The sequence below is a fragment of the Rhizobium sp. NPDC090275 genome (assembly GCF_044772225.1).
In the GTDB taxonomy this organism is placed as follows: Bacteria; Pseudomonadota; Alphaproteobacteria; order Rhizobiales; family Rhizobiaceae; genus Rhizobium.
The window spans coordinates 633,720-651,015 of sequence record NZ_JBIVYL010000002.1; the positions used below are offsets into that span (position 1 = coordinate 633,720).

21 protein-coding genes are annotated in these 17,296 nt (G+C 61.2%); 12 read left to right on the top strand and 9 right to left on the bottom strand.

Annotation, left to right across the window (positions count from 1 at the left end; all coding sequences use genetic code 11):
• Nucleotides 1-3: 3 nt before the first annotated feature.
• Nucleotides 4-312: a hypothetical protein gene (locus ACIQUB_RS07470; RefSeq protein WP_162737370.1), complete on the top strand. Its 309-nt coding sequence runs from the start codon at nt 4-6 to the stop codon at nt 310-312.
• Nucleotides 313-340: 28 nt separating this feature from the next.
• Here the strand turns inward: ACIQUB_RS07470 and pip are convergent, their stop codons facing one another.
• The 3 genes from pip to ACIQUB_RS07485 all read right to left on the bottom strand — a co-directional run bounded on the left by pip (nt 341) and on the right by ACIQUB_RS07485 (nt 2,713).
• Nucleotides 341-1,309, bottom strand: coding sequence for a prolyl aminopeptidase (gene pip, locus ACIQUB_RS07475; protein ID WP_402929096.1), 969 nt, complete (start codon nt 1,307-1,309; stop codon nt 341-343).
• A gap of 62 nt (nt 1,310-1,371) precedes the next feature.
• Nucleotides 1,372-1,983: a PilZ domain-containing protein gene (locus ACIQUB_RS07480; protein WP_026283270.1), complete on the bottom strand. Its 612-nt coding sequence runs from the start codon at nt 1,981-1,983 to the stop codon at nt 1,372-1,374.
• Nucleotides 1,984-2,071: 88 nt separating this feature from the next.
• On the bottom strand, nt 2,072-2,713 hold the full coding sequence (locus ACIQUB_RS07485; protein ID WP_402929097.1) for a PAS domain-containing protein: 642 nt from the start codon (nt 2,711-2,713) through the stop codon (nt 2,072-2,074).
• Nucleotides 2,714-3,016: 303 nt separating this feature from the next.
• Here ACIQUB_RS07485 and ACIQUB_RS07490 point away from each other — a divergent pair, with 303 nt between their 5' ends.
• Both ACIQUB_RS07490 and ACIQUB_RS07495 read left to right on the top strand, forming a co-directional pair.
• On the top strand, nt 3,017-3,784 hold the full coding sequence (locus tag ACIQUB_RS07490) for a rhomboid family intramembrane serine protease (RefSeq protein ID WP_113235773.1): 768 nt from the start codon (nt 3,017-3,019) through the stop codon (nt 3,782-3,784).
• Between the two features lie 101 nt (nt 3,785-3,885).
• Nucleotides 3,886-4,320, top strand: a complete 435-nt coding sequence (locus tag ACIQUB_RS07495; protein WP_113235772.1) for a CBS domain-containing protein — start codon at nt 3,886-3,888, stop codon at nt 4,318-4,320.
• Between the two features lie 20 nt (nt 4,321-4,340).
• Here ACIQUB_RS07495 and ACIQUB_RS07500 read toward each other — a convergent pair whose 3' ends face one another.
• The 3 genes from ACIQUB_RS07500 to folE all read right to left on the bottom strand — a co-directional run bounded on the left by ACIQUB_RS07500 (nt 4,341) and on the right by folE (nt 6,510).
• Nucleotides 4,341-5,303 (bottom strand): patatin-like phospholipase family protein, encoded by a 963-nt coding sequence (locus tag ACIQUB_RS07500; RefSeq protein ID WP_113235771.1) that lies wholly within the window; start codon nt 5,301-5,303, stop codon nt 4,341-4,343.
• Between the two features lie 109 nt (nt 5,304-5,412).
• The gene (gene hisI / locus ACIQUB_RS07505; RefSeq protein ID WP_113235770.1) at nt 5,413-5,871 is read right to left on the bottom strand and encodes a phosphoribosyl-AMP cyclohydrolase; all 459 of its coding nucleotides are present in this window, start codon (nt 5,869-5,871) and stop codon (nt 5,413-5,415) included.
• A 24-nt stretch (nt 5,872-5,895) separates the two neighbouring features.
• Nucleotides 5,896-6,510, bottom strand: a complete 615-nt coding sequence (gene folE, locus ACIQUB_RS07510; RefSeq protein ID WP_113235769.1) for a GTP cyclohydrolase I FolE — start codon at nt 6,508-6,510, stop codon at nt 5,896-5,898.
• Nucleotides 6,511-6,813: 303 nt separating this feature from the next.
• Between folE and ACIQUB_RS07515 the strand changes: the two genes are divergently transcribed.
• The 4 genes from ACIQUB_RS07515 to thrS all read left to right on the top strand — a co-directional run bounded on the left by ACIQUB_RS07515 (nt 6,814) and on the right by thrS (nt 10,325).
• Entirely contained in the window at nt 6,814-7,260 is a 447-nt protein-coding gene (locus tag ACIQUB_RS07515) for an iron-sulfur cluster assembly scaffold protein (protein WP_112945623.1), read from the top strand.
• A gap of 10 nt (nt 7,261-7,270) precedes the next feature.
• Entirely contained in the window at nt 7,271-7,672 is a 402-nt protein-coding gene (gene yidD / locus ACIQUB_RS07520; RefSeq protein WP_113235768.1) for a membrane protein insertion efficiency factor YidD, read from the top strand.
• The gene (locus ACIQUB_RS07525; RefSeq protein WP_113235767.1) at nt 7,669-8,196 is read left to right on the top strand and encodes a DUF1697 domain-containing protein; all 528 of its coding nucleotides are present in this window, start codon (nt 7,669-7,671) and stop codon (nt 8,194-8,196) included. The genes yidD and ACIQUB_RS07525 overlap by 4 nt, the downstream gene beginning before the upstream one ends.
• A 122-nt stretch (nt 8,197-8,318) precedes the next feature.
• On the top strand, nt 8,319-10,325 hold the full coding sequence (gene thrS / locus ACIQUB_RS07530) for a threonine--tRNA ligase (protein ID WP_111561469.1): 2,007 nt from the start codon (nt 8,319-8,321) through the stop codon (nt 10,323-10,325).
• Nucleotides 10,326-10,408: 83 nt separating this feature from the next.
• Here thrS and ACIQUB_RS07535 read toward each other — a convergent pair whose 3' ends face one another.
• Nucleotides 10,409-11,503 carry a hypothetical protein gene (locus ACIQUB_RS07535; protein WP_113235765.1) on the bottom strand — a complete coding sequence of 365 codons (1,095 nt, stop codon included), beginning with the start codon at nt 11,501-11,503 and terminating at the stop codon, nt 10,409-10,411.
• 113 nt (nt 11,504-11,616) lie between these two features.
• On the opposite strand from ACIQUB_RS07535, the gene ACIQUB_RS07540 reads away from it, so the two are divergent.
• From ACIQUB_RS07540 to ACIQUB_RS07550, 3 genes are all read left to right on the top strand, one after another.
• Nucleotides 11,617-12,201, top strand: a complete 585-nt coding sequence (locus ACIQUB_RS07540; protein WP_112979700.1) for a nitroreductase — start codon at nt 11,617-11,619, stop codon at nt 12,199-12,201.
• Nucleotides 12,201-12,803: a flavin reductase family protein gene (locus ACIQUB_RS07545; protein ID WP_047510415.1), complete on the top strand. Its 603-nt coding sequence runs from the start codon at nt 12,201-12,203 to the stop codon at nt 12,801-12,803. Before ACIQUB_RS07540 ends, ACIQUB_RS07545 begins: the two co-directional genes overlap by 1 nt.
• Nucleotides 12,804-12,926: 123 nt before the next feature.
• On the top strand, nt 12,927-14,066 hold the full coding sequence (locus tag ACIQUB_RS07550; RefSeq protein ID WP_113235764.1) for a DUF2336 domain-containing protein: 1,140 nt from the start codon (nt 12,927-12,929) through the stop codon (nt 14,064-14,066).
• On the opposite strand, the gene ACIQUB_RS07555 is transcribed toward ACIQUB_RS07550, so the two are convergent.
• Both ACIQUB_RS07555 and ACIQUB_RS07560 read right to left on the bottom strand, forming a co-directional pair.
• Complete coding sequence (locus tag ACIQUB_RS07555) at nt 14,067-14,480, bottom strand: hypothetical protein (protein ID WP_113235763.1); 414 nt, start codon at nt 14,478-14,480, stop codon at nt 14,067-14,069.
• Nucleotides 14,481-14,620: 140 nt separating this feature from the next.
• The gene (locus ACIQUB_RS07560) at nt 14,621-15,790 is read right to left on the bottom strand and encodes an AI-2E family transporter (protein WP_113235850.1); all 1,170 of its coding nucleotides are present in this window, start codon (nt 15,788-15,790) and stop codon (nt 14,621-14,623) included.
• 410 nt (nt 15,791-16,200) lie between these two features.
• Between ACIQUB_RS07560 and ACIQUB_RS07565 the strand changes: the two genes are divergently transcribed.
• Both ACIQUB_RS07565 and ACIQUB_RS07570 read left to right on the top strand, forming a co-directional pair.
• A complete protein-coding gene (locus ACIQUB_RS07565; RefSeq protein ID WP_113235762.1) occupies nt 16,201-16,824 on the top strand; it encodes a GntR family transcriptional regulator in 624 nt (207 codons plus the stop codon).
• Nucleotides 16,821-17,276, top strand: coding sequence for an OsmC family protein (locus tag ACIQUB_RS07570; protein WP_113235761.1), 456 nt, complete (start codon nt 16,821-16,823; stop codon nt 17,274-17,276). Before ACIQUB_RS07565 ends, ACIQUB_RS07570 begins: the two co-directional genes overlap by 4 nt.
• Nucleotides 17,277-17,296 lie beyond the last annotated feature (20 nt).

Below are 17,296 nucleotides of genomic sequence, written 5' to 3' on the forward strand. Positions count from 1 at the left end.
GACGTGTTTTTACTCGACGCAAAATTCAGAAGCAAAATTAAAGGCTTAGTTGATTCAAAAGCGCGTCGAATTCGACTAAAATCAACATCGAATTTTACCGAAATTCGAAGAGAATTTTTACCAAGATTGCTTCAAATTTTATCTTTCTCAAAAAGCCTCGCCGCCATCGGATGGCTCGTTTCGAGGCAAAAGATTAACGCGGGCCGCCATGGCGCGATTTCGGTAACGTTGCGTTCATCATGTCGCTTGCGAGGATTCGGTGCTCTTTTGACCCTTGGAACGCCGGATTCGCCCGCAAATGGCGCGTTTTGAGCCGCTTTTTAAGGTGATGCGTCGGAAATTATTTTTGAGAAATTTCGCGAAATCTGTCGGTCGCGGCGATAATTGCGCGCGCCATGCCGTCATGATCGGGCGCATGGGCGGCGTTTTCGACGATGATGAGCTCGCTTCCCGGCCACGCCCGCGCCAATTCCCATGCCGTGGTCAATGGGGCCTCCAGGTCGAGCCGTCCCTGAGCCAGAACGCCGGGGATCGAGGCCAGCTTTCCGGCGTCCCGCAACAGCGCACCTTCCTCGAGCCACGCCGCATGGCTGAAGTAGTGGGTTATGATCCGCGCGCGGGTGAGCAGGTAGTCAGGATTACGCCAGCGCCGGGGATAGCCGTCGGGCTTTGCATGCAGGATGGACGCCGCCTCCCAATCGTGCCAGTCCCGCGCTGCCTTGAGGCGCACGTCGAGATCGGGCCCATTGAGCAATTCTCGATAACCCGCAAGAACGCCCTTGGCTCTCATGTCGCTGGGAAGGGACGTGTTGAGCCGATCCCATTCCTCGGGAAACAGCGCGGCCATTCCCTGTGTCAGCCATTCGATTTCCGATCGCCGCGTCGTCGTCACGCCGGCAAGCACCATGGCCGCGACGCGGGCCGGATGGGTCTGCGCGTAGGCGAGCGCAAGCGTTGATCCCCAGGATGTCCCGAATAGCACCCAATCCGTCACCTCAAGGTGACAACGCAGTTTCTCTATGTCGTCGATCAGGTGCCAGATCGTATTGGTGGAAAGATCCGTCCCCATGTCGGCGGCATTGGGAAGGCTGCGGCCGCAATTTCTCTGGTCGAACAGGATGATCAGATAGGCCGATGGGTCGAAATAGCGTGCCGCCGACGGCGATGCGCCGGAGCCCGGCCCGCCATGCAGATAGAGCGCCGGCCGTCCACGCGGATTGCCGTAGCTTTCCCAATGGATCAGATGGCCGTCCCCGACATCGAGGAAACCGTGATCGTAAGCTTCAATCTCGGGATAAAGAATCGACATCGGGCGCGCCTCCTAAAGAGGCGCTTCAATCCATCAGCTTTGTGAAGCCGAGATGACGGTGATCAGAGAAATTCGCGCAGCGTGTCGCGCGATTGAAGCGACAGGAACTCGATCGCGACGCCTTCGACGAAGTGACGCACCACGCGGCCGCGCATGTTGCCGAGGCGAAGCGCTGTGCCGATCGCCGGGCGAACCTCGACGTCGACGGCAGCACCCGAGAGCGACAAGTCCATGATCCGGCACATATATTGGGTGCCGTCCTCGAGCGTGATTTCCGTCTGCGTCTCGCGCGGCATCAGACGATCGTGGCGACGATCTTCCGGCAGTCCGAGCTCATGCTTGTTGGCAAGCCAGGTCAACTGCGCGGCAAGCTTCTCGCGCTTGCGCTCGGTGGCGTGGATGGACATGTTGAAGCCGCGGCTGTCGATCGTCTGGACATAGCCTTCGACGCGACCGAGGTGATCGATATAGGCGACGACGCGTTCGTTGACGCGCGGGCGGCCTTGGCAGGTCACATACATGTCGCCGGGCGACATATCGATGACCAGGCACTCGAATTCCTCGTAATTTGCCAGCATCAGGCGGCCCTGCATATTGATGGGCACGCGCTGGAATGCACCTTGTTCAAGGCGAGGCGCAGTTTTTTGCGTCTGAGCTTGCTGGAAAGCGTGCATTAAAGGGCTTCTTTTACAAATAGCTTGGCGCCAAGCTTTACTCGCAATCCATTAACAGAAGGTTGTTCAGACGAGGGTGATTTACCGCTCAGCGGTAGTGCCGAAATTGTGCATCCTGTTTCACGGGTTCGTCCATCAGGCTGGACATCAGACGACGCACCGTATCGGCGATCGAGCGGCTGCCGCTGGTCGCCGCACGGGGCTCGTTCGCGCCGCTTTGCGTGCTCTCCACCGGGTCGAGCTGCTCATGTAGCAACCGGCTGCGGTCGAGCGCCAGGAACTGCAGCGGAACCACCTCCAGCCAGCTCGCGGTCGTGGCCGGTGCGATTGCGCCGAGCAGCTTGTCGCATTCCCCCTCGGCATTGCGCAGCGGCAGAAGAATGATCTCGAAAGCCGCGCGATGGCCGGCGGTGCTGTATCCGGTGGCGTTCAAGAGCGCCGGGATGCCGTGTTCCATGACGCCGACGGCGGTCTTTTCGATATCCTCGTGACCGTGCGCCCAGAGCTCCGACAAACAGCTGCCGCCAAGGTCGTGGCCGAAGAGATCGCAGATACGCGTCCCCGCGAGGCGGAAGGTGACGCGACCGGCGGCGGAGGTTTCGAGCATGAACAGGCTTGAGAGAATCTGTCTGATATCGCGCGGTTCCACCTGCGCCCGCAGGGGAGCGATCTCGCTGCCGCGTAGCTTGTTCCAGTAATCGAAAACCTGGATGGTGGTGTTGAGACGCATTGGACTGCCGATCTGTTTCATTTCGGTTCAAACGGCGGCCATCATGGCCACCTTGCCCTACGCCATGCGGATTTCATGCCAGATCCGGGCAGTTAAGGTTAAGGAAGGGTTTCGATTGTCTGTGACGGCCTCTCGTGCCAGTATCTTTTCATTGCTTCCGGTATTGGAAGTTCAGCATGAATTGCTCGGGCGCGAGGTCATTCTCGGGGGACGCTCAGCAAGCCGTTCGGTAGATTGCCGGACGGCTTTTTTTTTGACCTGTCGTCCTGTAAGCCAGTTCACGCGAAGTGAACGAGGAATGCAATGGACGATACGAACGAGCCGCACCAGCCGACCGAGCCCGCCGCCAAGCCGCCGCGCACGCCCGTTTTCAATCTTCCAGGCGTCATTGTCGCAACGATCGGTCTCCTAGCGGCGATCTATGCCGTGCAGGCGATTTTCCTGACCGAAAGCGGCGTCGACATGCTGTTCTTCGATTTCGGCTTCATCCCGCTGCGCTACATCACACCCTTGGCGGAGCAGGGACCGCAATTGTTCTGGACGCCGCTCACCTATTCGCTGCTGCACGGCAATATCGAGCATATCCTGTTCAACGGGCTTTGGCTTATGGCCTTTGGCGCCCCCGTCGCCCGCCGCATCGGCTGGGTTCGCTACACGGTCTTCTGGGTGCTCGCCGCCGTCGCCTCGGCCGCGCTTCACGCCGTGCTTAACTGGGGGCAAGCGACCGTTCTGATCGGCGCATCCGGCGTCGTTTCGGCCCTTATGGGTGCTGCCTGCCGCTTCGCATTCCCCTCGGAGCGTCGCGTCGCGCTTCCCGCCCATCTCAATCCGCGCCTCTCTATCATGGAAACCTTCCGCAGCCGAACCGTCGTCATGTTCATGCTCTTCTGGTTCGTCGGCAACATCCTGATCGCGGTCGGCATTCCACTGATCGGTGACACCGGCGCGCCGATTGCCTGGGACGCCCATATCGGCGGCTTTCTCTTTGGCTTCGTGCTGTTTTCCCTGTTCGACCGCCCGCCGCCCGAACTTCCTCCTATTTCAGAGGATGCGGATATATTGCAATCCTGACCGTTGAAGTGCACCATCGAACCGATCCGCGTTGGGAGGAGAGACCGCCGCGGATGCCTGTGATCAGCTGAAGTGTCTCACTTTCGACATAGGAGGTTCAAATGTCCAATACAGTCAAAGCCATACTGGAAGCCAAGGGTCGGGACGTCGTTACCGCCGGCCCCAACACGACCGTTTCCGAAGCCGCCGCGATTCTGAGCAAGAAGAAGATCGGCGCCATCGTGATCGTCGGCATGGAAAACAAGATCGCGGGGATATTTACCGAGCGCGACGTCGTACACGCGATCGCCAAATCCGGTCCCGCCTGTCTTGATAGCGCCGTTGCATCGGTGATGACGGCGAAGGTTTATCGCTGCAACGAGGCGACGACGGTCAATGAGCTGATGGAACTCATGACCAGCCGGCGCTTCCGCCATGTGCCGGTCGAAACCGCGGGAAAGCTTTCCGGCATCATCTCGATCGGTGACGTGGTCAAGACCCGTATAGCCGAGGTGGAGCGCGAGGCCGAGGACATCAAGGCCTATATCGCAGGCTGAATGAAGGCGCGCCGGCTCGCTCAGCTGGAGCCGGCGAACAACTCCTGCATTCGCTTCAATTCGGGAAGCCGCGCGGTGGTTTCCTGATAGCCGCGCTCGATTGCTTCGCCGGCGCGATGAAATTCCGAGAGACCGATATCGCTGAGCCGCGGTTGAAGCGAGATGTCCGGCGGATCGCCCGCCAGACGCGCGCGCGCGATGCGGTCCTGGATGATATTGAATGCCTGCACCATCACCCCGGTCATACCGAGCTTGGCATAAGGCGCATGCTCCTGTTTCTGCACCTCCGACGGGGTCAGGCTGGCGCTGTGGCGCACCACGGCCGAGCGGCCGTAGATGTCGTAATTGAGGTTGACTGCGACCACCAGCGGCTGCTCGTAAGCGCGGCAGACAGACACCGGAACGGGATTGACCAGCGCGCCATCGACCAGCGTCCGGTGATTGCTGCGCACCGGCTCGAAAATGCCGGGCAGGGCATATGAGGCCCTGAGCGCCGTGATCAGCGAGCCGTTTGCGATCCAGACCTCATGACCGCTGTTGACCTCGGCCGAGACCGCGACGAACGGGCGGTCGAGATCCTCGACGTTCAGCCCCTCCAGATGTTCCTGCATGCGTTTGGTCAGCCGCATGCCGCCGAACAGGCCGCTGCCGCCGATGGTAAGATCAAGCAGGCTGGCGATCCGGCGCATGGTCAGCGACCGCGCGAAACCCTCGAGTTCATCGAGCTTGCCCGCCAGATAGCAACCACCGACCAGCGCGCCGATCGACGTTCCCGCGATCATGCCGATCTCGATGCCTGCCTCGTCGAGCGCCCGGAGTACGCCGATATGCGCCCAGCCGCGCGCAGCACCGCCGCCAAGCGCAAGCGCCAGCTTCGGCTTCTTGGGTGTGGGAGCGGGGAGCTTGATGTCGGAGGGCGAGGCGATGCCAGCGTCGGAACCGACGGCTTCGGAGCCTTGACGGATCAAACTCCAGCTCACCATGGCAAACCTCCCCCTGGCACGACGCGCAGGTAAATATTAGTGCGCCGCTACCCTTTCGAATTGGTATATGGCCGCCCCTTGTGACCCAACAAGAGACGGCATGCCGTTGTTACGGCTCTTTTCCGTAAACTTCGTGAGGATCGAACTGGCGTTCGTCGTCGGCGATCTCGAGCATCGGCTTGCCGTCTTCCAGGCTCACCGTCCGATAGAAGCAGGAACGGCGACCAGTGTGGCAGGTCGCGTCGTGACCGGCAACTTCGACCTTTAGCCAAATTGCATCCTGGTCGCAGTCGGTGCGGATTTCCTTGACCGTCTGGATGTTGCCGGAGGTTTCGCCCTTCAGCCAGAGCTTGCCGCGCGAGCGGCTGAAATAGTGAGCCTGGCCGGTCTGGATGGTCAGCGCCAACGCTTTCGCATTCATATGCGCCACCATCAGCAACTCGCCGTCACGGGCGTCGGTCACGATCGCGGTGATCAGGCCGCGATCATCGAACCGCGGCGTGAAATCACCGGCATCCTCGAGCTCGGACTTGTCTTCGGACGGCGCATTGAAGGCAAATGGCATCATCGCGGCTTTCTGAAATGAAGCCGGTCAGCGGCTCCGCACCATGGAAATAAACCGGGCTTGATCAGCCGGCTCAGTTTTAAATGTGCCGGTGAAGGTTGTCGTCAATGTGGTCGAGCCCTGTTTCTGAACACCGCGCATCGCCATGCACATATGTTCGGCCTCGATCATCACGGCGACGCCGCGGGGAGCGAGCGTTTCGTCGATCGAACGGGCGATCTGGGCGGTCATGGTTTCCTGCGTTTGCAGGCGGCGGCCATAGATTTCAACGACGCGCGCGATCTTCGAAAGACCGAGAACCTTGCCGTCGGGCATGTAGGCCACATGCGCCTTGCCGATGATCGGAACCATGTGGTGTTCGCAATGCGAGAAGAACGGAATTTCCTTGACCAGCACCATGTCGTCGTAGCCGGCGACCTCTTCGAAGGTCCGGCCAAGCACCTCTTCGGCTTCCATCTCATAGCCGGCGAAAAGCTCGCGATAGGCTTTCGCGACACGCGCCGGCGTATCCAGCAACCCCTCGCGCGAAGGGTCGTCGCCGGCCCAGCGGAGCAGCGTGCGCACCGCGTCTTCGGCTTCCTTCTGGCTTGGGCGATTGGCGTCTGGCGTGGTCTGCGGAAAGTTCTTTACGATGGCGTCCATCTGCAACTGTCTCCTGATCCGCAATGCGGACCGTATTTCGGACTAGCCACTGGCAATCCCACTCGGGAATAGTGCACCTTTGGCAGGCTCCGGGGCTTTCAGGGCGAAATTCTGCGGCCCATCCGGCACGGTTTCCCATTCAAACTTACCCGAGGCCATTGCATTTTTATGGCCTTCGAACGACATACATATAGGAAAACGGCATCGCTATGTAAGTCTTCCAGCGCGACACGGTGTGTTTTTGTTTGTGCTACAATAAACGATCAGCCGCCTATCCGCATGAAATATGGAGCGGAATACCCGATGGACGACATCTACAACAGTAAAATTCTCGAATTTGCCGGCAATATTCCGCTGATCGGCGCTATCGACGATCCCGACGCCAGCGCCCAGGCGCACTCCAAGCTCTGCGGTTCAAAGGTCAGGATCTGGCTGAAGATGGACGGCGACACGGTCTCGGCCTTTGCCCACGACGTCAAGGCCTGCGCGCTCGGCCAGGCCTCGTCCTCGATCATGGCCCGCCATGTGGTCGGCGCGACCGCGCAAGAGTTGCGCCAGGCGCGCGCGGACATGCTTGCCATGCTGAAGGAAGACGGCGAGGGTCCGTCGGGGCGCTTCGAGGATATGCGCTATCTGCGGCCTGTCCGCGAATACAAGGCCCGCCACGCCTCCACCATGCTGACCTTCGACGCCGTGGTCGATGCGATTGGACAGGTCGAGGCCAAGCGTGCCGAGACCGTGGAAGCCTGAGCGGATCGCCATGTGCCAGTTCTGCTCGATGAACCACGATGACGACGAGGACGAAGGCGGCGCCGCCGCTTCGCCGCGGAAGAAGCAGGTTCATCACTCGCGCAATTACACCGGCCCTTTCCGCAAGACACCGGACCGCCTGTTCGGCATGGGCCTGATCCGGCTCTACCAGCTGACCCTATCCGGCTTCATCGGCAACTCCTGCCGCCACATCCCGACATGTTCCGAGTACGGTTACGAGGCCATCGCCCGCCATGGCCTGTGGAGCGGCGGATGGATGGCGCTGTTTCGCGTCGGCCGCTGCGGCCCCGGCGGCACTAGCGGCTTGGATCGTGTGCCGGAAACGCTGGGTGACCGTTTCCATTGGTGGACGCCGTGGCGCTATCTCGCGTTCGGCCGCAAGCCGACGTGACCGTTTACGTCGCACTCCTCCATAGCATCGTTCTGGCGCCGGGCCGTAGAGTGATCATGTCCGATCTGCGCGACATGGCCACGTCGCTCGGCTATCGAAATCCGCGCACCCTTGTTTCGACAGGCAACGTCGTCTTCGAGGCGCCAGCGCCACCGATTGGAGACATGGAAGCGCGGCTGGAGCAGGCGTTCCTCACGCGCTTCGGCAAGCCGGTTGATATCCTCGTTCGAACGGCCGAGGATTGGCGCAAGATCGCGGCCGCCAATCCTTTCCCCGATGGTGATGGCAGTCAGGTGATCCTGCGCGTCATGCGAAAGCCACTCGACCGTACCGTCATCGAGCGGCTGCAGCCTTATGCCCAGCCGAACCAGCGCCTTGCCGTGATCGGCGGCGATCTCTGGATCGATTTCGCCGGCAAGCCTAGCGAATGGAAGCTGCTCTCGGCCCTCACGACCAAGCGCATGGGTGTCGGCACGCTGCGCAACTGGAACACCGTTCGCGGCCTCACCGAAATGCTCGGTTAAACCGTGTTTTTCTTTACTGCGACGGCAAATCCCGGTATCAGGCGGCGGCGTATTCGTGATCCGAAACGCATCATTGCAACCACCCGCATTCGTTGGCGGGACTGGACAAGGAGAAGTCTAAAATGTCCCAATCCGTTTCCCTGACATTCCCCGATGGTTCCGTGCGCAGCTACGATGCTGGCGCAACCGGCAAGGATGTCGCTGAATCCATTTCCAAGTCGCTTGCCAAGAAGGCTGTCGCCATTGCGATCGACGGCACCGTGCGCGACCTTTCCGATCCCGTCGTCGACGGCACGATCGAGATCATCACCCGCACCGATCCCCGCGCGCTCGAGCTCATCCGCCACGACGCCGCCCACGTCATGGCCGAAGCCGTGCAGGAGCTCTGGCCCGGCACGCAGGTCACGATCGGCCCGGTGATCGAGAACGGCTTCTATTACGACTTCGCCAAGAACGAGCCCTTCACGCCTGACGATCTGCCGAAGATTGAAAAGAAGATGAAGGAGATCATTTCGCGCAACGCTGCCTTCACCAAGCAGATCTGGTCGCGCGAGAAGGCCAAGGAAGTCTTCGCCGCCAAGGGCGAAAGCTACAAGGTCGAACTCGTCGATGCGATTCCTGAAGGCCAGGACCTGAAGATCTACAATCAGGGCGAATGGTTCGACCTTTGCCGCGGCCCGCACATGGCCTCCACCGGCCAGATCGGCACGGCCTTCAAGCTGATGAAGGTTGCCGGCGCTTACTGGCGTGGCGACAGCAACAACGCCATGCTCTCGCGTATCTACGGCACGGCCTGGGCCGAGCAGGCGGATCTCGACAACTATCTGCACATGCTGGCGGAAGCCGAAAAGCGCGATCACCGCAAGCTTGGCCGCGAAATGGACCTGTTCCATTTCCAGGAAGAAGGCCCCGGCGTCGTCTTCTGGCACGGCAAGGGCTGGCGGATGTTCCAGGCGCTCACCTCCTACATGCGCCGCCGCCTTGCCGGCACCTATGAAGAGGTCAACGCGCCGCAGGTTCTCGATGCCTCGCTCTGGGAGACCTCGGGTCACTGGGGCTGGTACCAGGAGAACATGTTCGCGGTGAAGTCGGCCTATGCCTTCACGCACCCTGAGGACAAGGAAGCCGACAACCGCGTCTTCGCGCTGAAGCCGATGAACTGCCCGGGTCACGTGCAGATCTTCAAGCATGGTCTAAAATCCTATCGCGAGCTGCCGATCCGTCTGGCCGAGTTCGGCACCGTACACCGCTACGAGGCCTCTGGCGCTCTGCACGGCCTGATGCGCGTTCGCGGCTTCACCCAGGACGACGCGCACGTCTTCTGCACGGAAGAGCAGATGGCGGCGGAATGCCTGCGCATCAACGATCTCATCCTGTCGGTCTATGAAGACTTCGGCTTCAAGGAAATCGTCGTCAAGCTCTCGACCCGCCCTGAAAAGCGCGTCGGCTCCGACGCTCTGTGGGATCGCGCCGAGGCCGTGATGACCGAAGTGCTGAAGACGATCGAGGAACAGTCCGAAGGCCGCATCAAGACCGGCATCCTGCCGGGCGAGGGCGCGTTCTACGGTCCGAAGTTCGAATATACGCTGAAGGACGCGATCGGCCGTGAATGGCAGTGCGGCACCACGCAGGTCGACTTCAACCTGCCGGAACGCTTCGGTGCCTTCTATATCGACAGCAACTCCGAAAAGACGCAGCCGGTGATGATCCATCGCGCCATCTGCGGCTCGATGGAACGCTTCCTCGGTATCCTGATCGAAAACTTCGCCGGCCATCTGCCGCTGTGGATGTCGCCGCTGCAGATCGTCGTCGCGACGATCACGTCGGAAGCCGATGCTTACGGTGAAGAAGTGGCGGAAGCGCTGCGCGAGGCTGGCCTCCATGTCGAGACCGACTTCCGCAACGAGAAGATCAACTACAAGGTCCGCGAACACTCGGTCACCAAGGTGCCGGTCATCATCGTATGCGGCAAGAAGGAAGCCGAAGAGCGCACGGTCAACATTCGCCGTCTCGGCAGCCAGGAACAGAGCTCGATGTCGCTCGACGACGCGATCGCTGCCCTGACGCACGAAGCGACGCCGCCGGACGTGCTGCGCAAGGCTGCTGCCAGGAAGGCGAAGGCTGCCTGAGGCCTTCGTGATCCTGGACTGAAAATGAAAACGCCCGGTCAGCAATGACCGGGCGTTTTGCGTTGATAGCGATGTAGGATGCGTCAGTCGGAGTCGACGCCACCTGCGGCCGCTCCGCTCTGCAGCTGCTCGAACGAGGGCAGCGGCTGTGCGACGTGCGATTGTTCCGTCGGGGTCTGCTGCTCCGGCGGCAGCTGCTGCAATGTCGTCGCGGCCGGCCCCTGGTCCGGCTGCACGTCCTTCATCAGAACTTCGACATCGGTGTTCTTGCCGGCCTCGACCTTGAATTCGCGCTGGTAGATCTTGTCCTTGTTGCGCGCCACAGCGGAATATTCACCCTCGGCAAGCACCATGGTCGGAAACGCGCTGACGCTTTCACCGACGCTGTCGCCTGCAGCCGTCAGGATCGACCATGCGGTATCGGCGATCGCTTCGCCGCCCTTGTCGGACACCAGCTTGAAGGTGATCTGTGCGGCCTTGTGCTGGATCGTCGCCTCGGTGAGCTTGCCCGCTTCCACCTGGATGTCAGCGCGCACCGATGCGTTGGTCTCGCCATAATCGGAAACGACGTGATAGGTGCCGGCGTTGAGCCGCACGACCGTGTTCGGCGGCACGTCGGCCATCACCAGACCGCGCTCTCCGTCATCGCGCACATCGGCGGAATAGATCGAGAAGCTCAGCTGATCCGGCCGGATCTTCACATCAGACCCCGAGACCGCGTTGAGCAGCAGTCCGCCGGCCTCAAGAACCATCGTCTGCTTTTCAATCGCGCCGTCCTCGGGCACCGAGAGCTTGCGGGTCACGCCCGCGCGGCCGAAGGAAACGTTGACGAAATAATCGCCCGGCGCCAGCTGGAAATCGGCCGAACCGCCCTGGGAGCTGGCGATCAGCGGCAACTTGCCGTCGCTGCCCGCGACCGGGCTGAACACATACCAGGAGAGCCCGTCCTTGACGGCGTCGCCCGATGCCGTGAGCTTCGCCTCGAGCGCGACGGAATGCAGCTTCGCGCCCTGGGGCGTCGTGCCGGGCGCGATGAAGGCGTTCAGCTTGGGCATCTTCGTCGTGGTGTCGAGCTGCTTGAACTCCTTGAAGGCATCCTGCGCGCCGGCGCCGGCGGGGATCAAGGCAAGGAGGGCTACGGCAACACTCCAGCGCGCGTATGGCAAAATGCCGAGCATGTGTTTTGCGAACCAATTGACAACTGAAATGACAGAGGCCACTTCAAGACCAACCGGATGGCAAATTCAAGACCCATCTCCGATACCGCAGTGAAAATGAGAGTTTCTTGTCCATGAGATCCGATATCAAGCTGATCGACTACCTCGGCGTCCGCCGGTCCATCCCCGCCTTCCAGATGTCCGAGCCCGGTCCCGAAAAGCCCGAGATCGAGGAAATACTGCGCCTTGCGTCGCGCGTGCCGGATCACGGCAAGCTCGCGCCCTGGCGTTTCATCGTCTATCGCGGCGAGGAGCGTGCCCGCATCGGCGAGGAGCTTCTGAAGCTTGCCTTGGAAAAGAAGCCCGATCTCTCCGAAGAGATGATCCAGGTCGAGCGCAGCCGCTTCACCCGCGCACCCGTCGTCGTCGCGGTCGTCAGCAAGGCCGGCCCGCACATCAAGATCCCGGAATGGGAGCAGCTGATGTCGGCTGGCGCCGTCTGCCTCAACATCATCTTCGCCGCCAACGCCCATGGCTGGGTCGCCAATTGGCTGACCGAGTGGTTCGCCTATGACGAACGCGCCTATCCGCTGCTGGGCGTCGAGGAAGGCGAAAAGGTCGCCGGCTTCATCCACATGGGCTCGACGACGTTCCCGCCCGTCGAACGCCCGCGCCCCGAGCTTTCCGAGACGGTCACCTGGGTTGGCGGGGAAGGCTGATGTTCTACACGACGGATCAGAACCGGCACGGCCTTGCGCACGATCCCTTCAAGGCGATCGTGTCGCCAAGGCCGATCGGCTGGATCGGCAGCAAGGGCAGGGATGGCACGCTCAACCTCGCGCCATATTCGTTCTTCAACGCCGTGTCGGATCGTCCGAAGCTCGTGATGTTCTCGTCGAGCGGCCGCAAGGACAGCTACCGGAACGCCAGCGAAACCGGCGAGTTCACCTGCAACTTCGTGAGCCGCAACCTGATCGACAAGATGAACATGTCCTCGGCCGCCGTCGCCTACGACGTCGATGAGTTCGCTTTGTCGGGGCTGACGCCGAAGAAGGGTGAACTCGTCGATGCTCCCTATGTGGCCGAAGCCTTCGCGGTTCTGGAGTGCAAGGTTACTGAGATCATCGAGCCGAAATCGCTGAGTGGCGAGCCGTCGGAGAACGTCATGATCTTCGGCCAGGTCGTCGGTATCCATATCGACGAAGCGATCCTGCGCGATGGCCGCATCGACATGGGTCTGGCGAGACCCGTCGCACGCCTCGGCTACATGGATTACAGCGAGAGCAGCGACGTGTTCGAGCTATTCCGACCCAAGGCCTGAACCGTCTGCCAGGCCTGCCGAACGGTTAAAGTATATGGTGAACCAATCATAAACTTTTTGCCGCTACCGTCATCCTCAACACTTGGGGTGCGAGAGAATCGCACTTGAGGATTGGGGTTCGCAGTGATCGTAGAGGCATTTCTTCGTTGGGTTGAGACTGCCAAGGCTGGAGATCGGGCGAGGGCGGCGAGCGCGCTCGGCCGGGCCTACTTGCAGTCTGAAATGTCTCTGGAAGAGCGCAAGGCCGCCGAGATGGCCATGACCTTCCTGCTCGACGACCCGTCGCCGAAGGTTCGCCTTGCCATGGCCGAAGCCATCGCCTGGTCTCCGAATGCGCCCCGCGCCATCGTCTTGTCTCTGGCCGGTGATCAGGCCGAGATCGCCTGCCACGCCATCACCTTCTCGCCGCTTCTGTCGGACGCCGATCTGGTTGATCTCGCAGCACGCGGCAGCGCCGTTACCCGCATGCTGATCGCCGCCCGCTCCAGCATTTCGCGTTCGGTCGCAGCCGCCTTGGCCGAAATCGGCGGCGCGGAAGACGTGCTGTGCCTGCTTGAAAACGAAGGCGCCGCAATCTCCCCGCAGGCGCTGAAGCGCATTGCCGAACGGCTGGGCGGCGATTGCGAAGTGCGCAACCTCCTGCTTGATCGCCCGGACCTTCCGGCTGATGCTCGTCAGCTCTTGACGCAGCATGTCAGCGACGCCCTCATCAATCTGCCTCTGGCGCAAGCCGCGATTGGCACCGACCGGCTGCAGCGCGTGGCCCGCGAGGCGACGGAAACCGCGATCGTCGCTATCGCCGGCGAGATCACGTCACGCGAAGTTGCCGATCTGGTCGAACATCTGCGCGTCAGCGGACGCCTGACGCCATCCTTCCTCATGCATACGCTCTGCTCCGGCAAGATCGAGTTCTTCGCCGGCGCCATCGTCAATCTGACCGGCTGCGACGAGCGGCGGGTGCGTTCGATCCTGGCGACCGGCCGCATGCATGCCGTGCGCGCGCTTTACGAATCGGCTGGCCTTGCGCGCGACATCAGCGTGATCTTCGTCGAAGCCACGTTGCTGTGGCGCGAGGCGTCGAAATCCACATCAGGCACGATGCTGGCGAATGTCTGCGGCCGGCTGCTGCAGAGCTTCCGGAGCCGTAACACCACCCATGGCGCGGTGCAGGAACTGCTGGAGATGGTCGAGAAACTGCATGTCGCCGAGCAGCGACAGTCGGCACGCGGCTACGCCTATATGACGGCGCTCGCTGCTGCCTAATTAATTGCTCAAGCGCCTGACGACCCAGGAATAGCTTCCTGTTACGAAGTGCACAGGCGTCGCGAGCGCGGATTTCATCGAATGGCCAGAGGGAAGGTGCGTGCGTACCTCTGCCGCCATTCTGGACGCTAGCCCGGAAACCCCGGTCTGCGGCTTTTCCTCGATAACGGCAGGCGCAGGCGCTGGTGCTGCGGCGACCACCTTGGGTTCCGGCGGCAGCGGTGGATGCGGGGGCTCGCAGACGGCGATGACCGTCGGATAGCTGATGTTCGAATAATGCTTCAACTGCCGCTCGGAATCGGCATCGCACATCGCCACCGTCTCAAAGTGCTTTCCCACCGTCGCCACGTAGTTGCACTGCGTGACCGAGTCGTTGCAGCCGAGGATGGTCATGGCGATGAGGACAGCTTGCATGGGGGCGCTTTCGATATTGAACCGCTCCCCTTAGACGCAGCAATTTCAACCAAATGAAGGCCGCTTTCCGGCATCCATGCGGAGCAGGATTACAATCAGGAAAGGTGACGCCGTCGATCAACCTTCGGCGACTGGCTTGATCAGCCTTCGGCGACCCTCGGCGGTGGCGGAGCCTGCTCGTCAATCAGCACCTGCGGACCGAGATCGGGCTTTTCGGCCGTGCGAACCTCATGCATCCATTCGCGCCAGATCGCCACCAGAAGCGCCATCAGCACCGGACCGATGAAGAGCCCGAGGAAGCCCATCGTTTTCACTCCGCCGATCAGGCCGAAGAAAGTCGGCAGGAACGGCAGCTTGATCGGGCCGCCCACGAGCTTGGGGCGCAGCGTCTTGTCGACTATGAAGAGTTCGACGGTTCCCCAAACGAATAGGCTGATGCCGGCAACAGGCGAGCCGCTGGCAAGCAGGTACAGCGACACCAGCGTGAACGACAGCGGCGCGCCGCCGGGGATCAGCGCCATGATGCCGGTGATGACGCCAAGCGTCACGGGCGAGGGCACGCCGGCGACCCAATAGGCGACGCCGAGCACGATGCCTTCGCCGATGGCGATCAGCGTCATGCCCATCACGGTCGAGCTGATCGTGGCAGGCACCACGCGCGAAATCCGCTCCCAGCGGTTGGGCAGGATGCGTTCCCCGAGCATGTCGATCTGGCGGGAGAAATCCGCGCCGTCGCGATAGACGAAGAACAGCGCGATCAGCATGAAGAGCAGCGTCAGCAGCAGATGGAAGGCACCGCCGCCGGCGGCAAGCACGGCGCGGTAGATATTGCCGATATGCGCGCCGCTCACTGCCTGGATCAGTTCACCCATGCTGCCGGGGCTGCCGATATACTTGACCCAGAGCTCATCGAGGTAGGGCCCAACAAATGGAAAGGCCGAAATCCATTGCGGCGTCGGTTCGCCAAAGCGGTTCACATGGATCAGCCAGCCGACCCATTCGCGCACTTCGCCCGTGGTATAGGTGACGGCAAGCACGATCGGCGTGATGAGAAAAGTGACGATGAGCACGATCGCGATGGTCGCCGCGACCGTCGTGTTGCCGCCAACCCTTTGCAGCAGCCGGCGATAAAGCGGCCAGCTTGCAAATCCGATGACAAGCGCGGCCAACACCGGCACGACGAAGCCGTAGAAGAAATAGACGCCAGCGGCCACGACGAGGATCAGAAGCCAGCGTGCCGCGGAGATCGAAGGGATGAGCGGCGTACGTGCGGGAGAGGATGGACCGATCCATCGCGACTCGCGCTGCATATTGTTGTTCGGAAGGCTCACGTCGTCCTTTTCCCCCTTATTTCACCTAAGGATATGGGCCATGCATCCTTTGCACGCAAGCGCCATCACCGATTTAAGCCCGATGACGCCCCCGCCGCCGGTCCATCGGCCTGATCCGCAGGCTTCATAACCTTACATCACGCAATCATTAAGACAGAAACCCTTCGACATCCTTGTCATGGATCACGCTCGGCCTGCGCGATCGGCGATTTTTGCCGAGATCGCGCCTGTTTCGACCAATATTGGAACGAACCGCCGTGATCTGACGGAAATGTGATCCCGCAATTTGGGCTGCCGTACGCCTGCGAAGCTTCAGCGGATTTCCGCCGGCTGACCCAATCCCACAACAAGCTCTTGCAGCAATGATACGCCTCGACTATTTTGGATCCATGGATACAAATGGAATCATCACATCGCTTCGGCGCGATATCGAATCCGGACATCTCGACGCCGGCACGGTGCTCAAACAGGAACAACTGGCGGAACGTTTTGGCGTCAGCCGCCAGCCCATCAGGCAGGCGCTGGACAGGCTGCTGGCATCAGGGCTTCTGGTGCGCCGCCCGGATCGTAGTCTTGCCGTGTCGGGTCTGAACGAGGAGCAGGCGCGTGAGCTTGCCGAAATCCGCCTGTCTCTGGAGACGACCGCGCTGCTGGCGTCGATCGAGGCGCTGACCGAAAGTGATCTGCGCAAGGCGCGGCGGCTGAACGAGGATCTGCTCGATGAAGAAGACCCGCAACAGCTGGAGGAACTCGACCTTGCATTTCACCGCACGCTCTACGGCCGCTGCGGCAACGCGAGATTGCTCGACATGATCGACACCTTCCGCCGTGAATCGCGTCGGGCCTATGCGCGGCAACCGAAAGGCTCCGAGGCCCGCCCGACGCTTCATGGCGAGCATCAGGCGATCATCGAGGCATGCGCCGCGCGAGACGCCGATCTGGCGCGCCAGGCGCTTTCTCAACATCTGCAATTGACGACCGCAAGGCTTACCCGCGAAGGAGAAGAAGGATGACGACGTTCTCGGCACAGGTGGCGTGGAAGCTGGGCGAGGGCAGCTTTATCGATGGGCGCTACAGCCGTGGCCACAACTGGACCTTTGACGGCGGCATCACGGTTCCGGCCTCCGCATCGCCGCACAATGTGCCGTTGCCCTATGCCGTCGAAGAAAATGTCGATCCGGAGGAGGCCTATGTCGCGGCGCTCTCCAGCTGCCATATGCTGTTCTATCTCTGGATCGCCTCGAAGAAGCGCATCGGCATCGACAGCTATGTCGATGATGCGGTGGGCGTCATGGAGAAAGTCGATGGCCGCATGATGGTCAGCCGCGTCGATCTGCGCCCGAAGGTCGGTTACACCGGTGAAGTTCCGAGCCGTGACCTCGAGGAGCAGATGCACCACCAGGCGCACGAACTCTGCTTCCTCGCCAATTCGGTGAAGACGGTGATCGAGATCAGGCTCGACTGAGCCTGATCCTAAACCTCGGC

What these genes read in the sequence shown, in the direction of transcription:
- pip (WP_402929096.1), bottom strand. Translation starts at nt 1,309, where the DNA reads ATGTCGATTCTTTATCCCGAGATTGAAGCTTACGATCACGGTTTCCTC.
- ACIQUB_RS07480 (WP_026283270.1), bottom strand. Translation starts at nt 1,983, where the DNA reads ATGCACGCTTTCCAGCAAGCTCAGACGCAAAAAACTGCGCCTCGCCTT.
- ACIQUB_RS07485 (WP_402929097.1), bottom strand. Translation starts at nt 2,713, where the DNA reads ATGCGTCTCAACACCACCATCCAGGTTTTCGATTACTGGAACAAGCTA.
- ACIQUB_RS07490 (WP_113235773.1), top strand. Translation starts at nt 3,017, where the DNA reads ATGGACGATACGAACGAGCCGCACCAGCCGACCGAGCCCGCCGCCAAG.
- ACIQUB_RS07495 (WP_113235772.1), top strand. Translation starts at nt 3,886, where the DNA reads ATGTCCAATACAGTCAAAGCCATACTGGAAGCCAAGGGTCGGGACGTC.
- ACIQUB_RS07500 (WP_113235771.1), bottom strand. Translation starts at nt 5,303, where the DNA reads ATGGTGAGCTGGAGTTTGATCCGTCAAGGCTCCGAAGCCGTCGGTTCC.
- hisI (WP_113235770.1), bottom strand. Translation starts at nt 5,871, where the DNA reads ATGATGCCATTTGCCTTCAATGCGCCGTCCGAAGACAAGTCCGAGCTC.
- folE (WP_113235769.1), bottom strand. Translation starts at nt 6,510, where the DNA reads ATGGACGCCATCGTAAAGAACTTTCCGCAGACCACGCCAGACGCCAAT.
- ACIQUB_RS07515 (WP_112945623.1), top strand. Translation starts at nt 6,814, where the DNA reads ATGGACGACATCTACAACAGTAAAATTCTCGAATTTGCCGGCAATATT.
- yidD (WP_113235768.1), top strand. Translation starts at nt 7,271, where the DNA reads ATGTGCCAGTTCTGCTCGATGAACCACGATGACGACGAGGACGAAGGC.
- thrS (WP_111561469.1), top strand. Translation starts at nt 8,319, where the DNA reads ATGTCCCAATCCGTTTCCCTGACATTCCCCGATGGTTCCGTGCGCAGC.
- ACIQUB_RS07535 (WP_113235765.1), bottom strand. Translation starts at nt 11,503, where the DNA reads ATGCTCGGCATTTTGCCATACGCGCGCTGGAGTGTTGCCGTAGCCCTC.
- ACIQUB_RS07540 (WP_112979700.1), top strand. Translation starts at nt 11,617, where the DNA reads ATGAGATCCGATATCAAGCTGATCGACTACCTCGGCGTCCGCCGGTCC.
- ACIQUB_RS07545 (WP_047510415.1), top strand. Translation starts at nt 12,201, where the DNA reads ATGTTCTACACGACGGATCAGAACCGGCACGGCCTTGCGCACGATCCC.
- ACIQUB_RS07555 (WP_113235763.1), bottom strand. Translation starts at nt 14,480, where the DNA reads ATGCAAGCTGTCCTCATCGCCATGACCATCCTCGGCTGCAACGACTCG.
- ACIQUB_RS07560 (WP_113235850.1), bottom strand. Translation starts at nt 15,790, where the DNA reads ATGCAGCGCGAGTCGCGATGGATCGGTCCATCCTCTCCCGCACGTACG.
- ACIQUB_RS07565 (WP_113235762.1), top strand. Translation starts at nt 16,201, where the DNA reads ATGGATACAAATGGAATCATCACATCGCTTCGGCGCGATATCGAATCC.
- ACIQUB_RS07570 (WP_113235761.1), top strand. Translation starts at nt 16,821, where the DNA reads ATGACGACGTTCTCGGCACAGGTGGCGTGGAAGCTGGGCGAGGGCAGC.